This window comes from Sphingomonas sp., assembly GCF_965227385.1.
In the GTDB taxonomy this organism is placed as follows: domain Bacteria; phylum Pseudomonadota; class Alphaproteobacteria; order Sphingomonadales; family Sphingomonadaceae; genus Sphingomonas.
Genome location: NZ_OZ245750.1, coordinates 3,887,319 through 3,900,542 on the forward strand (window position 1 = coordinate 3,887,319; position 13,224 = coordinate 3,900,542).

The following is a 13,224-nucleotide window of genomic DNA, read 5'->3' on the forward strand; positions in this document are numbered from 1 at the left end:
CCGATGCCATTCCGATGAACCTTTTTTGCCGTCCACCGACTACGAGGGAAAGCATGAGGTGATCGATGCGGCCGGATGGCAGGGAACAAGCGGGGGCGATCGCGGACGAGCTGCTGGTCGTGCGCTGCCAGCTGGGCGAGCGCGACGCGTTCGATGCGCTGGTGCGGCGGTGGGCCGGGCCGGTGAGCGGCTATGCCCGGCGCGTCACCGGCGACGCGGATGCCGCCGCCGAACTGACGCAGGACATCTGGTTGCGCGTGGTGCGCGGGATCGGGCGGATCGAGGACACGAGCCGGTTCCGGTCGTGGCTGTTCGGCGTCGCCCATCGCGCCTTTGCCGACCAGCTGCGCCGCAAATACCGCGCCGCGATGCCGCTGCCCGCCGAGGATGACATCGCCGAGGCCGATGACGGCGAGGCGACGTTCGATGGCGCGGCGGTCGAGCGCGGGCTGGCACGGCTGGCCCCGGTCGAACGCGAGATCCTGACGCTGTTTTACCTGGAGGAACTGGCGATCGACGAGGTCGCCACCGCGCTCTCGATCCCGACCGGGACCGTCAAGTCACGGCTGTACCGCGCCCGCAAGCAGTTGCGGCGCGCGCTTGAGCTGCATGGAGATGCCCAATGAGCCTTGCCCCCCAGATGGATGCTGCGGCCCCCGAGGTCCGGATCCTCAGCGCCGAACTGTCCCCCCGCCCCCGTGTCGCCCACGCACTGTTGCTGGCGGCGGCGCTCGGCGGGACGGTGGTCACGCTGTCGCTGTTCATCACCGAGCCCGACCTGCCACTGCGCACGCGCGCCGCACTTGCGGTGCTGTCGCTGATCGGGATGGGGTGGACCGGCTATGCGCTGTGGGTGCTGACCCAGCGCCGCGTGCTGTATGCGCGCCAGCAAGTCGTCGCGGGGTGGATGGCGGTCGCATTCACATCGGTGTTCTCGCTGGGGGCACTGGCGATCGGGATCGGATCGGGGATGCCCGTCGGGTTCGTCGCAGCGGCGATGGGCGTGGCGATGATCGGGGCCGCGCTGGTGGTGCTCAGCCGGGCGCGGCGGCGACTCGCGACGCTGACCGCAAAGCGGCGGGCGCTGGAGACGCAACTGGCGGAGGGCGCGCGATGATCCGCATCCTGCTGACCGGGCTGGCGCTGCTGGCCAGCGCCACCGCCGCCAGTGCCGCGCCGATCGCGCCGCAACTGGGTGAGGCGCAGGCCGAGCGACTGGTGGCGCCGGACGGGCGCGCGATGGCGGTCGAGCGCGGTTTTCTCCGCGTCCCCGAGCGCCGCGATGGCGCGGTGCCGGAGGGGGTGATCGAGCTGGCGGTGATGCGGCTGCGTTGGGCGGGCGCGCCGAGCCGGATCGTCAACATGGTGCTGGCGGGGGGACCGGGCGATTCCGGGACCGGATTGCTGAGCGGCCTTTCCGGCGCGCGCGCGGCGGCATTGCTCGACCTGATGGGCGGGGACGTGATCGCATTCGACCAGCGCGGGAGTGGGCGGTCGCGGCCGAACCTCGCCCTGCCCGAGCGCACACCGCTGCCGCTGGAAGCTGAGGGCTCCCCTGCCCTGTGGTTGCCGGTGATGGCGGATGCGGCGCGCGCGGCGGCGCGGCGGTTCGCCGCGCGCGGGGTGCGGCTGGCATCCTATACCAGCGTCGAGAATGCCGACGATGTCGACGCGGTGCGCGCCGCGTTCAGCTATGCGACGATGCATGTGTGGGGGCGCAGCTATGGATCGCACCTCGCGCTGGCGACGCTGCGGCGGCATCCGGACAGCATCGCGCGACTGATCCTGGTCAGCCCCGAAGGCCCCGATCACACTTACAAGCTGCCCGCGCTGACCGATGCGGTGATTGCGCGCATCGCCGAGCGGGCGGGAGTGCCGGAACTGCCCGACACGATGCGGACGGTGATCGCGCGGTTGCGGCGCGCGCCGGTGACGGTGGAGATGGCGGGGCCGGACGGTGTGTCTCGGCGCGTCACCATCGGGGCGTTCGACGTGCAGTGGCTGACCGCGCAGACGCTGGGCGATCCGCGAACGCTCGCCACCCTGCCCGCCGCCTATCGCAAGATGGCGGCGGGCGATTTTAGGCGCATGGGTGCGGTGGCGCTGGCGGCGCGCAGCCAGTGGCGGCTGGGGTCGGGGATGAAGTACATGATGGACCTCGCCTCCTACGCCAGCCCGGCGCGGCTGCGGCGGATCGAGCGGGAGGCGCGCACCGCTTTGCTGGGCAATGCGATCAACTTCCCGCTGATGGGGCTGCGCGATGCCTGGCCGGCCGTCGATCTGGGCGCGGCCTATCGCAAGCCGGTGCGCAGCGCGGTGCCGACGCTGATCCTGGTCGGCGACCTCGACGCGCGCACGCCGGTGGAGAATGCGCGGGAGATCGCGCGGGGGCTGTCGCATGCGCAGGTCGTCGTCGTCGAGAATGCCGCGCACCAGTTCGACCTGTTCGGCGATCCCATGCTCCAGCCGGTGTTGCGAGGTTTTGTTGCGGGTCGGGCGGTGCCGACGCAGCGGGTGCGAGTGCGGGAGATTGGGTTTCAGCGGTGACGGTGGCTGGAGTGGAGCCCGGCACGGGCACCCGGGTGACGACGCGGCTTTGGCCCGGCGACCGGGCGCGACCGGCGTCAGGTCCGGTCAGCAGCCGCCTTTTGGTGATCCAACTGGCTCGCTGCAACGGCGGTGACGGCGCAGAATATGCCCTCAATCGCAGCTCCAATGAAGTCCGCTTCGAGCAGGACCGCAATGACGGCGCGAAGGGCGAGGAGGATCGAAAGCACATAGGCGACCATCGGCGCATGGCGGTTGCCCGATGCAATCACACCGAACAGCAGAAGACCAAGAAAGACGTTCCATCCGCCCGCCGCCACGTTTGTCACGATCAGAGGAATTGAGAAGAGCATCATCGCGGCAGCGGTCGCAAAGGCGAGCCAGCGCCCGAGCCCCGTCCACTGATATGCCTTGCCTGTGTTCATCGCGCTGACGTTGCGGGCGATGTCCTGCACAGTCAACGATAGTGGGGCAGTTTACGCCGGCATTTCGGGTACGACTTGATCCGGCACAGCGGCGCGGTACCGGAGGACGATCAACTCGCCTCAATAACTGGGCAGCCCCGGATATTCCCAGCGATAGGGCACGCCGGTCTCGCCCAGCGCGGCGCGGACCAGGGTGGGAAAGGCGCGTTCGGCGCGGACGTCGTTCGACAGGATCAGCACGCAGCGCCGGCCGCGCCGGAGGCAGACCAGGGTATTGGCGGTGATGTCGTCATGGCCGCCCTTGAACCATCCCGTCCCCTGCGGTCCGCGAAATGCGATCACGCCGAGCGCGGCCTTGGCGGCGGGGCGTTCGGCGGGCGGCGCTTCGGGCAGCAGGGTGGGGAATTGCTGGCGCGTGGTGATCGGCAACGTTCCCTGGCTGAAGCGGGCATGCCCCGCTTTGGAGAGGCCGTAGCCGCGCACCATCGCCGCCGCCATCCGCGCCATGTCGGCGATGGTCGTGTCCATCGATCCGGCGACGCGCACGCGGCTGCGCTGATCGTGCGGGTGGGCCGCGCCGCTTTCGTCCCAGCCATCGGCGAGGTTGGCGGCGAAGCGCTCCTGCCATTTCAGGCTGGTGCGCGTCATGCCGAGCGGCGCGAAGAAGCGCTTCTGCAACTCCGCCTCGACATCGAGGCCGAGGCCGCGTTCGAGCCCGAACTGAAGCAGCATCAGCCCTTCTCCCGAATAGGCATAGCGCGTGCCCGGCGTGAAATGGATGCGCAGGCGGCGATCGGGCTCGAGGAAGGCGAAATTGGCAAAGCCGGTCGAATGGGTCAGCGTCATGCGCGGCGTGATCGCGCTCCAGCGTGGATCGTTCGCAAGGTCGCCCCACTGGCCCGATCCGGGCACATTGCCATAGGCCGGGATCGGTTGCGGCAGCAGCGCGGCGATCGGCCGGTCGAGGTCCAGCCGGCGCTGGTCCGCCAGCTGGGCGTTGAAATAGCCGAACACCGCCTTGGTCAGCGAGGCGCCATACATCACGGTGTCGACCGTCAGCGGCCGGCCCGACGCGTCGCGCGCGCCAAAGGCGGCGACATGGGTGACGCGGCCGCGCTCGACCAGCGCGATCGCCAGCCCGCGCGCGCCGGTCTGGGCCATCGCCGCGCGTGCGGCGGTGTCGATGCGGTGCGGGGCGGCCATGGCGGGGACGGCCGCGGCGGCGAGCAGCGCGCCAAGGCCAAGACGGAGGATGCGGCTCATGGATTTCCCTCGATATTGCGCGGCGGGGGCGCGTTGACATGGGTCCAGATTGCGCTGACGACGACCGAGCCTTCGCCGACGCTGCTCGCGACGCGCTTGACCGATCCTGAGCGGACGTCGCCCACCGCGAAGATGCCGGGGCAGGAGGTGGCATAGCTCGACGATCCGCCGACGTCCCGCCCGGTGCGAACGAAGCCGTGCCGGTCGAGTTCGACCAGTCCCGACAGCCAGTCGGTGTTGGGTGCGGCGCCGATCATGATGAAGAGGGCGCGGCAATCGACACTCATGCTGCCCGAGGGGCGGGAGAAGGTGACGCGCTCGAGATGCGCGTCGCCGTCGAGGCATTCGAGCTGGCTGTTGGTGTGGATGGTGATGCGCGGGTCGGCCTCGAGGCGCTCGCGGAGATAGGCGCTCATCGTGGCGGCAAGGCTATTGCTGCGCACGATGACATGGACGCGTTTGGCGACGCGCGAGAGATACATCGCCGCCTGTCCTGCGCTGTTGCCGCCGCCGACCACCACCGCCTCGGTCTGGGCGCAGAGGCGCGCCTCCATCTCGGTCGCGGCGTAATAGATGCCGGCCCCTTCGAACGCTTCGAGCCGGTCGAGCGGCAGGCGGCGATATTGCACGCCGGTGGCGACGAGCACCGCGCGGGCGCACAGCTCCTCGCCCCCGTCGAGCATTGCGCAGAAGCCCTCGTCGCGGCGGGCGAGTGCCTCGACCCGGCGCGGCATCGCGAAGCAGGTGCCGAACTTCATCGCCTGAACCTGTCCGCGAAACGTCAGGTCCGCGCCGGAAATTCCAGTGGGGAAGCCCATGTAATTTTCGATGCGCGAGCTGGTGCCGGCCTGACCACCGATGGCGCAATCCTCGATCACCAAAGCGCGCAGCCCTTCCGACCCGGCATAGACGGCGGCGGCGACCCCGGCGGGCCCGGCGCCGACGATCAGCAGGTCGAACGGCTCGGTCGAGCTGGCGGTGAGGTCGAGGCCGAGTTGACCCGCGACCGCGCGCGGCGTGGGATCGGGGATCGGATGGCCCGACCAGCTGACCTGCGGCGGGCCCTCCGCCTCCTCATGGAACGGGATGCGGTTGCGGTGGAGGAAGCTGGCGACGCGCGCGACGGCGGGGTCGCGATCGGCTCCGCGCACGACCAGGCTGCTGTCGCCCGCCTCGAAGATGCGGCGGCGGCGCGCGGAGAAGACGGTGAGGATATGGTCGCCGATTTCGGGGACCGCGCTCATCAGCCGGAGCATGTCGGGGCGCGGCACTTCCAGCGTGCGCGTAGGGACGCTGGCGCGCATGGTCAGCGTGAGCGGGCCGCCGTTGAGAAAGGCAAGCTCGCCCATGAATTGACCGGGACGCAGGGTAGAAGCGTGGATACGTTCGCCGGTGACCGGGTCTGCGACCTCGATCTCGCCTTCCTCGACCAGCACAAACCGGTCCTGGGGGGCGCCGGCATCGAGGACGTTCTCGCCCTGTCGGTAGTGGCGGGTGGTGGCGATGGCGCGGATGGCGTCCAGCTGCGGGCCAGGGAATGGCCGGGGGGCCATCGTGTTCAGGTCGCCGCCGATCGATTCCATGGGGGGACTTTAGGGGCGGCTTTTGGTGAAGCCAACCGGAGGCTGCGCCGGACGTTTCGGCCCAACTCGTGACCCCGGCCTTGTACCGGCGTCCACCGGGAGGCAAGCTCGGGACTTGAGGCTCGATCGATGCGCCTGTGGCGAAGTGGACCCCGGCACAAGGCCGGGGTGACGATGGGCTGTGAGGCGGCGGCATGAACGAAAATGGCCGCGGCGGGGTGTCCCGGCGCGGCCGTCTCGTGAGGGGACAGGCCCTCCCCCGGCCCCTCCCGCAAGCGGGAGGGGGGAAGAAGGGTTTGGCGTTACGCCTTCAGGTCGAAGCGGTCGGCGTTCATCACCTTGGTCCAGGCCGCGACGAAGTCCTTCACGAACTTCTCCTCATGGCCGTTCTCGGCATAGACTTCGGCAACCGCGCGCAGTTCGGAGTTGGAGCCGAAGATCAGGTCGGCGCGGGTCGCGCGCCAGGTTTCGTGGCCGCCCTTGCGGTCGGTCGCGATGAATTCCTGATCGTCCGATCCTTCGGCGGCCTTCCAGACATTGGTCATGCCGAGCAGGTTGACGAAGAAGTCGTTGGTCAGCTGGCCCGAGCGCTTGGTGAAGTGGCCATGGCCACGCTCGCCATGGTTGGCGCCGAGCACGCGCAGGCCGCCGATCAGCACGACCAGTTCGGGGACCGAGAGGCCGAGCAGCGATGCGCGGTCGAGCATCATTTCCTCGGTCTTTACCGCCAGCTTCTTCTTGCCGAGATAGTTGCGGAAGGCGTCGGCCTCCGGCTCCATCACGGCGAAGCTGTCGGCGTCGGTCTGTTCCTCGGTCGCATCACCACGGCCGCCGGTGAACGGGACCGGGACGCTGTGGCCCGCGTCCTTGATCGCCTTCTCCAGGCCCACCACGCCGCCGAGCACGATCGCGTCGGCCATCGACAGGTTGCCGCGCAGCCCGTCGAGGGTGCTCAGCACCTTGGCCAGCATCTCCGGCTCGTTGACCTCCCAGTCCTTTTGCGGCGCGAAGCGGATGCGCGCGCCGTTGGCGCCGCCGCGATGGTCGGACTTGCGATAGGTGCTGGCCGATGCCCAGGCGGTCTTGATCAGCTGGCTGACGGTCAGGCCGCTATTTGCAATTGCCACCTTCACCGACGCGACCTCCGCGTCGCTCGGCATGGTGCCGGCGGGGATCGGGTCCTGCCAGATCAGGTCTTCGGAAGGCACTTCCGGGCCGAGGTAGCGGACCTTGGGCCCCATGTCGCGATGGGTCAGCTTGAACCATGCGCGGGCGAAGGCGTCCTTGAACGCTTCATGGTCGTTGCGGAACTTCTCGCTGATCGCGCGGAATTCGGGGTCCATCTTGAGCGCCATGTCGGCGGTGGTCATCATGGTCGGGACCTTGATGTTCGGGTCCCATGCCGCAGGGGCCATGTCCTCTTCGCGCTGGTTGATAGGCTGCCACTGCTGCGCGCCGGCGGGCGAGTGGACCAGCTCGTAATCATAGTCGAGCAACAGGCGGAAATAGTTCTCCGACCATTGCGTCGGCGTGTTGACCCACGATCCTTCGATGCCGCTGGTCACGGTATGCTCGCCGATGCCGCCGCTTTCATGGCTGCTGACCCAGCCGAAGCCGAGTGCGGTGATGTCGCCACCCGCAGGCGCATTGCCGAGCAGCGAGGCGTCGCCATTGCCATGCGCCTTGCCAAAGGTGTGGCCACCGGCGGTCAGTGCGACGGTTTCCTCATGGTTCATCGCCATGCGCTCGAACGTCGCCTTTATGTCGCGCGCCGAGAGCAAGGGGTCGGGGTTGCCGCCCGGCCCTTCCGGATTGACGTAGATCAGACCCATCTGGATCGCGGCGAGCGGGCCTTCGAGTTCGTGCATGCCGTGTTCGGGCGCGATGCGGGTCTGGACGCCTTCGTTCACCCACTTGTCTTCGCTGCCCCAATAGATGTCCCGCTCGGGCTCATAGACGTCGGCGCGGCCGCCGCCGAAGCCGAACACCGGGCCACCCATGCTCTCGATCGCGACGTTGCCGGTGAGGATGAACAGGTCGGCCCAGCTGATCGCCTGCCCGTATTTCTGCTTGATCGGCCAGAGCAGGCGGCGCGCCTTGTCGAGATTGCCGTTGTCGGGCCAGCTGTCGAGCGGGGCGAAGCGCTGCTGCCCGCTATTGGCGCCACCGCGACCGTCGGCGGTGCGATAGGTGCCGGCGGCGTGCCATGCCATGCGGATGAAGAACGGGCCGTAATGCCCGTAATCGGCCGGCCACCAAGGCTGGCTGTCGGTCATCAGGGCGACGAGGTCGGTCTTGAGCGCAGCATAATCGAGCTTCTTGAACGCCTCGGCATAATCGAAGTCGGGGCCCATCGGGTTGGACGGGCCATTGGGGTTGAGGATTTCGGTGGCGAGCATCTCCGGCCACCAATCCTTGTTGGTGCGGCCGAGCAGCGCGCGAACGCCGCCATTGCCGTGCACGGGGCAGCCGCCGCCGTCGATCGATCCGGTCTTTGCGTCCATCGGGAATCCCTCCTTGGGTGGGTTGTCGTGGTGTGAAGCTATCGGAGCGCGGGCGCGCGTTGAAACGGGATAAACCGGTCAGTGCGAGTGAAGAAATCGATCATGTCATCGTTGCGTCATCGATTAGGGCGAACGAGGTAGGGATTGCGCCCCTTCGTCACCCCGGCCTCGTGCCGGGGTCCACTCAGCCTCATGCGCGGCGATTGAGCCACCTGCTTCGCGCCAGCCTCCCGGTGGCCCCCGGAACAAGTCCGGGGTGACGGCATCAATGCGATCGAATCGCGTCGATGAGTTCGTCCTTGGTCATGTCGGAGCGGCCTTCGATGCCGATATCCCTGGCCTCGTCATACAGCTCTTCCTTGGTGCGATCCTCGAGCCGGGTGCTCTTGTGATCGAGCGAACCTTCCGCCTTGGCATTGGCGATGCGCGCGGCTTTCTCTTTCGAAGCGCCGTCCTTGCGCAGGTCTTCGTAGAGCTTGTCGTCCTTGATCTGGGGTCCGTGGTCCTTGGCCATGATCCGTCTCCTGCTGATCCCCAGAAAACCTACGGAGAAACACAATGATCCCGGATTTGATGTGACAAACAGGCGACAAAGCCGGATCGCCTCCCTATATGGCCGCGGATCGACCAACGACTCCCCCGAAGGGCCGATGCTGACCACACATCCATTCGACGACGACAAGCTGCGCGAAGAGTGCGGCGTATTCGGTGTTTCCGGTGCGGAGGGCGCGGCTGCGCTGGTTGCGCTGGGCCTGCACGCACTCCAGCATCGCGGGCAGGAGGCCGCCGGCATCACCAGCTTTGACGGCGCGAACTTCCACACGCACCGCGCGATGGGCCATGTCGCGGGCAATTTCGACCGCGACGAGGTGATCCGCGCGCTGGCCGGCGATGTCGCGTGCGGGCATGTCCGCTATTCGACCACGGGCGAGACGGCGCTGCGCAACGTCCAGCCGCTCTATGCCGAGCTGGCGAGCGGCGGATTTGCCGTCGCGCACAACGGCAATATCTCCAACGCCATGCACCTGCGCCGCGAGCTGATCCGGCGCGGTTCGATCTTCCAGTCGACGTCGGATACCGAGACGATCATCCACCTGGTCGCGACCAGCGGCTACAAGGATCTGCTCGACCGCTTCATCGACGCGCTGAAGCAGGTCGAGGGCGCCTATTCGCTGATCTGCATGACGCCCGAAGGCATGATCGCGTGCCGCGACCCGCTGGGCATCCGTCCGCTGGTGATGGGTCGCCTCGGCGACAGCTTCATCTTTGCCTCGGAGACGGTGGCGCTCGACGTGGTCGGTGCGACCTATGTTCGCGATGTCGAGCCGGGCGAACTGGTGATCGTCAAGGACGGCGCGATGCGATCGATCCGCCCGTTCACCGCGATCGCGCCGCGCCCGTGCATCTTCGAATGGGTCTATTTCAGCCGCCCGGATTCGATCGCGCAGGACCGGTCGGTCTATACCGTGCGCAAGGGCATCGGCGCCGAGCTGGCGATCGAATCGCCGGTCGAGGCCGATCTGGTGATCCCTGTGCCGGATTCAGGCGTCCCCGCCGCGATCGGCTACGCCCAGCAATCGGGTATTCCGTTCGAGCTGGGCATCATCCGATCGCACTATGTCGGTCGCACCTTCATCCAGCCGAGCGCGGAAGTGCGGCGGCTGGGGGTCAAGCTCAAGCACAATGCCAATCGCGCGCTGATCAAGGGCAAGCGTGTCGTGTTGATCGACGATTCGATCGTGCGCGGGACGACCAGCCTGAAGATCGTCGAGATGATGCGCGAGGCCGGCGCGGCGGAGGTGCATATGCGCATCGCCAGCCCGCCGACGACGCATAGCTGTTTCTATGGCGTCGACACGCCCGAGCGCTCCAAGCTGCTCGCCGCGCAGCATGATGTCGCCGGCATGGCCAAGTTCATCAAGGCCGACAGCCTGGCGTTCGTGTCGATCGACGGACTGTACCGCGCGCTGGGCGAGGCACAGCGCGGCGACGTGTTGCCGCGTTATTGCGACGCGTGCTTTACCGGCGAATACCCGACCCAATTGACCGACCATGACGAGCAGGCGGTCGGCCAGCTCGCCCTGCTCGACGAGAAGCGTTGATCCCATGACCGAACAGGCACTTGCCGGGCGCGTCGCGCTCGTCACCGGCGCGAGCCGCGGCATTGGCGCGGCGACCGCGATCGCGCTGGCGGCACAGGGCGCGCATGTCGTGCTGACCGCGCGCACCGCCGGGGGGCTGGAGGAGGTCGAGGAAGCGATCTTCGCGGCGGGCGGGTCGGCGACGATCGCGCCGATGGACCTGATCGAGACGGATTCGATCCCGCGCCTGGCCGCCGCCGTGGCGGAACGCTGGGGCAAGCTCGACATCCTCGTGCTGAACGCTGCCGCTCTGGGCACGCTGTCGGCGGTGTCGGCATTCGATCCGAAGGAAGTGGCCAAGGTGCTGGCACTCAACGTCAGCGCGCAGGCGGCGCTGATCGGCGCGTTCGACGGGCTGCTGCGCAAGTCGGACGCGGGGCGCGTGATCGGCGTGACGTCGAAGGTCGGGCGTCAGCCGCGCGCCTATTGGGGCCTGTATGGCGCGACCAAAGCGGCGTTCGAGAACCTGCTGCTGAGCTATGCCGACGAGGTGCGCAACCTGACCAAGGTGCGCGTGGCGCTGCTCGACCCGGGCGCGACGCGGACCAAGATGCGCGCACGCGCCTATCCGGGCGAGGCGCCCGAGAGCGTCAAGCCGCCGGAAGAGGTGGCGGCGCGGATCGTCGCGATGCTGGGCGCGGATTTCGAGACGGGGGCGTTTGAGGCGTTGGGGTGAGCTCAGCCGAGTAGTGGCATCACCGACACCAAGCGAATGTGATCGCTGTCCCGACTATAATCGAAGTGTAGTTTCTGACCCGCAAATTCAAACCAATCCAAGCCCGAACTTCGAGCGGGTAAAAATGTCCGGAGCCTTCCCGGCTCCCCCTTGGTTCCCCCATCACTGCCCTGACATCGGCGCGCGAGCTCTGAAAAATTAGCTCAGTGGGCAGGCTTCCAACATATTGCCGGTATCTCCGTTTATTTTCAGCACCGAACAACTGCACGCACGTGCAAACGTCGTCCCAATCAATCAAGATTGCAAGCCTCGATCTGGCAGTTCAATGTAGCGATCCAAACCATACTCCGGATCGTCTTCGGGAGGTCGCTCAGGTGCTGTTACAGAGTAGCCGAGAATAGAGGCGAACTCGCGGAGACGCCGGCCAATTAAACGATGCTCGATCATGGGTTAAGCCGCCCATTTTCGGGCTAAATCAGAAAACACAGTCGCGCCACCTCCCCCTCTCCTTCCGTCATGCTGAACTTGTTTCAGCATCCACCGCGCAACAGACGACTGGGCCGCTGGTGGAAGGGTGGATCCTGAAGCAAGTTCAGGATGACGGGGACGTGGTTGGTGACCGGCGCACTGCACCGGCGCGCTGCGTTGGCGGTCCGGGAGATGGGCCCCGGGTCAAGCCGGGGGTGACAATGGCGGCGGGGCGGTTACTCCCCCGCCCCCTCGATCCCCAGCAGTTCCACCGTGAACAGCAAGGTCGCGCCGCCCGGGATCGGGCCGCGGCCGTTGGGGCCGTAGGCGATCTCGGACGGAATCGCGAATTCGACCTTGTCGCCGACGCCCATCAGCTGGACGCCCTCGGTCCAGCCGGGGATGACGCGGTTGAGGGGGAAGGTGATCGGCTGGCCGCGCTTGATCGAGCTGTCGAATTCTGCGCCGTCGGTGAAGCTACCGACATAATGGACGGTCACGCGGTCGGTCGGGCCGGGGTGCTGGCCGGAACCATTTCCCGCGATCAACCGCCAGCGCAGGCCGCTCTTGGTCACGTTCCAGCCTGCGCCGCCGTGACGCTGCGCCAGCGCGAGCGATTGCTGGTTGTGCCATGCGACGTCCTGCGACCGGTCGGGCGCGTCCTGCGCGGCGGCGGGCAGCGCGATCAGCGCGGCGGCCAGTGCGATGGCGGCCTTCATGCTGCGAGGAACGCCTTGACCTGTGCCTGGAAGAAGGGCGCGTTGTCCCACATGATGAAATGCGCGGAAGATGGCACGCGCACCAGCTTTGCGCCTTTGATCGGGGCGTAGGACGCCTGGTAGAATCCGTCCATCTGCGCGTCGGTGACCGGGGCGCCCTTTGGCGTCACATAGAGCACCGTGGTGGGTGCGGTGATCTTTGACAGTTCGGGCATCAGGTTGGTCATGATCAGCTCACCATAAGCGCGGGCGGAGACGTCGCGGTCGGACTTCACCGCGTCGTCGAGGGCGGGGGCGCGCATGCTTTCAGTCGCGACCATCGACGCGATCGTGCCTTCGAGCTGCTTGGCATAGGCGTCCTGCGGGCTGTTGCGCATGCCGTTCATGATCTGGTCGGCGATGGGCTTGAGCGTCTCCGGCGTTGCCTGTGGCCCGCCGAACATCGCGCCGAGGAAGGGGAGCATGTCGACGACCATCAGCTTGCCGATCTGATCCGGGTGGCGCGCGGCAAGCATCATCGCCATCGTGCCGCCCATCGAATGGCCGATCACCGCGACCTTGCCGAGCTTGTTTTCGGCGATGTAGCGCGAGATTTCCTCGGCCACCGGCGCGGCGACGTTACCCTCGGTGTTCCCGCCCTTGTCGAGCCCGCCAAACCCACGCACCTGCACCTTGTGGTAGCGATAGCCGGGCAGCGCGGCGGTCATCTCCGCCCAGACGCGGGGGGATGACGACAGGCCGGGGATCAGGATGACGTCGGCGCCCTTGCCCTCCACCGTCACGGCGATGCGGTCGGACGCGAAGCCCTTTGCCGTTGCTGGCGTGGGGAGCAACGCTGCGGTGAGCAGCATCGCCAGTGTCGCGAACAGGCCGCGGCGGTTCATCATCTCAATCCCTC

The 13,224-nt window shown here is 67.4% G+C and carries 12 protein-coding genes; 5 read left to right on the top strand and 7 right to left on the bottom strand.

Going from position 1 to position 13,224, the window contains the following annotated elements; all coding sequences use genetic code 11:
• Window positions 1-65 precede the first annotated feature (65 nt).
• From ACO05N_RS19175 to ACO05N_RS19185, 3 genes are read left to right on the top strand one after another with little or no spacing between them, the layout of a single operon-like run.
• A complete protein-coding gene (locus ACO05N_RS19175; RefSeq protein ID WP_422058576.1) occupies window positions 66-626 on the top strand; it encodes an RNA polymerase sigma factor in 561 nt (186 codons plus the stop codon).
• On the top strand, window positions 623-1,117 hold the full coding sequence (locus tag ACO05N_RS19180; protein WP_422058577.1) for a hypothetical protein: 495 nt from the start codon (window positions 623-625) through the stop codon (window positions 1,115-1,117). Before ACO05N_RS19175 ends, ACO05N_RS19180 begins: the two co-directional genes overlap by 4 nt.
• Complete coding sequence (locus tag ACO05N_RS19185; RefSeq protein WP_422058578.1) at window positions 1,114-2,547, top strand: alpha/beta fold hydrolase; 1,434 nt, start codon at window positions 1,114-1,116, stop codon at window positions 2,545-2,547. The genes ACO05N_RS19180 and ACO05N_RS19185 overlap by 4 nt, the downstream gene beginning before the upstream one ends.
• Before the next feature lie 77 nt (window positions 2,548-2,624).
• Here ACO05N_RS19185 and ACO05N_RS19190 read toward each other — a convergent pair whose 3' ends face one another.
• The 5 genes from ACO05N_RS19190 to ACO05N_RS19210 all read right to left on the bottom strand — a co-directional run bounded on the left by ACO05N_RS19190 (window position 2,625) and on the right by ACO05N_RS19210 (window position 8,836).
• A complete protein-coding gene (locus ACO05N_RS19190; protein WP_422058579.1) occupies window positions 2,625-3,002 on the bottom strand; it encodes a hypothetical protein in 378 nt (125 codons plus the stop codon).
• A gap of 90 nt (window positions 3,003-3,092) precedes the next feature.
• Complete coding sequence (locus ACO05N_RS19195; protein WP_422058580.1) at window positions 3,093-4,235, bottom strand: serine hydrolase domain-containing protein; 1,143 nt, start codon at window positions 4,233-4,235, stop codon at window positions 3,093-3,095.
• A complete protein-coding gene (locus ACO05N_RS19200; protein ID WP_422058581.1) occupies window positions 4,232-5,818 on the bottom strand; it encodes an FAD-dependent oxidoreductase in 1,587 nt (528 codons plus the stop codon). Before ACO05N_RS19200 ends, ACO05N_RS19195 begins: the two co-directional genes overlap by 4 nt.
• Before the next feature lie 302 nt (window positions 5,819-6,120).
• A complete protein-coding gene (katG, locus tag ACO05N_RS19205; protein WP_422058582.1) occupies window positions 6,121-8,322 on the bottom strand; it encodes a catalase/peroxidase HPI in 2,202 nt (733 codons plus the stop codon).
• 265 nt (window positions 8,323-8,587) lie between these two features.
• Window positions 8,588-8,836, bottom strand: coding sequence for a DUF7218 family protein (locus tag ACO05N_RS19210; RefSeq protein WP_422058583.1), 249 nt, complete (start codon window positions 8,834-8,836; stop codon window positions 8,588-8,590).
• 136 nt (window positions 8,837-8,972) lie between these two features.
• On the opposite strand from ACO05N_RS19210, the gene purF reads away from it, so the two are divergent.
• Both purF and ACO05N_RS19220 read left to right on the top strand, forming a co-directional pair.
• Window positions 8,973-10,424: an amidophosphoribosyltransferase gene (gene purF, locus ACO05N_RS19215; protein WP_422058584.1), complete on the top strand. Its 1,452-nt coding sequence runs from the start codon at window positions 8,973-8,975 to the stop codon at window positions 10,422-10,424.
• A gap of 4 nt (window positions 10,425-10,428) precedes the next feature.
• Window positions 10,429-11,139 (top strand): SDR family NAD(P)-dependent oxidoreductase, encoded by a 711-nt coding sequence (locus ACO05N_RS19220; RefSeq protein ID WP_422058585.1) that lies wholly within the window; start codon window positions 10,429-10,431, stop codon window positions 11,137-11,139.
• A gap of 704 nt (window positions 11,140-11,843) precedes the next feature.
• Here ACO05N_RS19220 and ACO05N_RS19225 read toward each other — a convergent pair.
• On the bottom strand, window positions 11,844-12,326 hold the full coding sequence (locus tag ACO05N_RS19225) for an FKBP-type peptidyl-prolyl cis-trans isomerase (RefSeq protein ID WP_422058586.1): 483 nt from the start codon (window positions 12,324-12,326) through the stop codon (window positions 11,844-11,846).
• Window positions 12,323-13,213 (bottom strand): alpha/beta fold hydrolase, encoded by an 891-nt coding sequence (locus tag ACO05N_RS19230; protein WP_422058587.1) that lies wholly within the window; start codon window positions 13,211-13,213, stop codon window positions 12,323-12,325. Before ACO05N_RS19230 ends, ACO05N_RS19225 begins: the two co-directional genes overlap by 4 nt.
• Window positions 13,214-13,224: the final 11 nt, after the last annotated feature.

Excerpts from the sequence above, each read along its gene's own strand:
- ACO05N_RS19175 (WP_422058576.1), top strand. The coding sequence starts at position 66 with ATGCGGCCGGATGGCAGGGAACAAGCGGGGGCGATCGCGGACGAGCTG.
- ACO05N_RS19180 (WP_422058577.1), top strand. The coding sequence starts at position 623 with ATGAGCCTTGCCCCCCAGATGGATGCTGCGGCCCCCGAGGTCCGGATC.
- ACO05N_RS19185 (WP_422058578.1), top strand. The coding sequence starts at position 1,114 with ATGATCCGCATCCTGCTGACCGGGCTGGCGCTGCTGGCCAGCGCCACC.
- ACO05N_RS19195 (WP_422058580.1), bottom strand. The coding sequence starts at position 4,235 with ATGAGCCGCATCCTCCGTCTTGGCCTTGGCGCGCTGCTCGCCGCCGCG.
- ACO05N_RS19200 (WP_422058581.1), bottom strand. The coding sequence starts at position 5,818 with ATGGAATCGATCGGCGGCGACCTGAACACGATGGCCCCCCGGCCATTC.
- katG (WP_422058582.1), bottom strand. The coding sequence starts at position 8,322 with ATGGACGCAAAGACCGGATCGATCGACGGCGGCGGCTGCCCCGTGCAC.
- ACO05N_RS19210 (WP_422058583.1), bottom strand. The coding sequence starts at position 8,836 with ATGGCCAAGGACCACGGACCCCAGATCAAGGACGACAAGCTCTACGAA.
- purF (WP_422058584.1), top strand. The coding sequence starts at position 8,973 with ATGCTGACCACACATCCATTCGACGACGACAAGCTGCGCGAAGAGTGC.
- ACO05N_RS19220 (WP_422058585.1), top strand. The coding sequence starts at position 10,429 with ATGACCGAACAGGCACTTGCCGGGCGCGTCGCGCTCGTCACCGGCGCG.
- ACO05N_RS19225 (WP_422058586.1), bottom strand. The coding sequence starts at position 12,326 with ATGAAGGCCGCCATCGCACTGGCCGCCGCGCTGATCGCGCTGCCCGCC.
- ACO05N_RS19230 (WP_422058587.1), bottom strand. The coding sequence starts at position 13,213 with ATGATGAACCGCCGCGGCCTGTTCGCGACACTGGCGATGCTGCTCACC.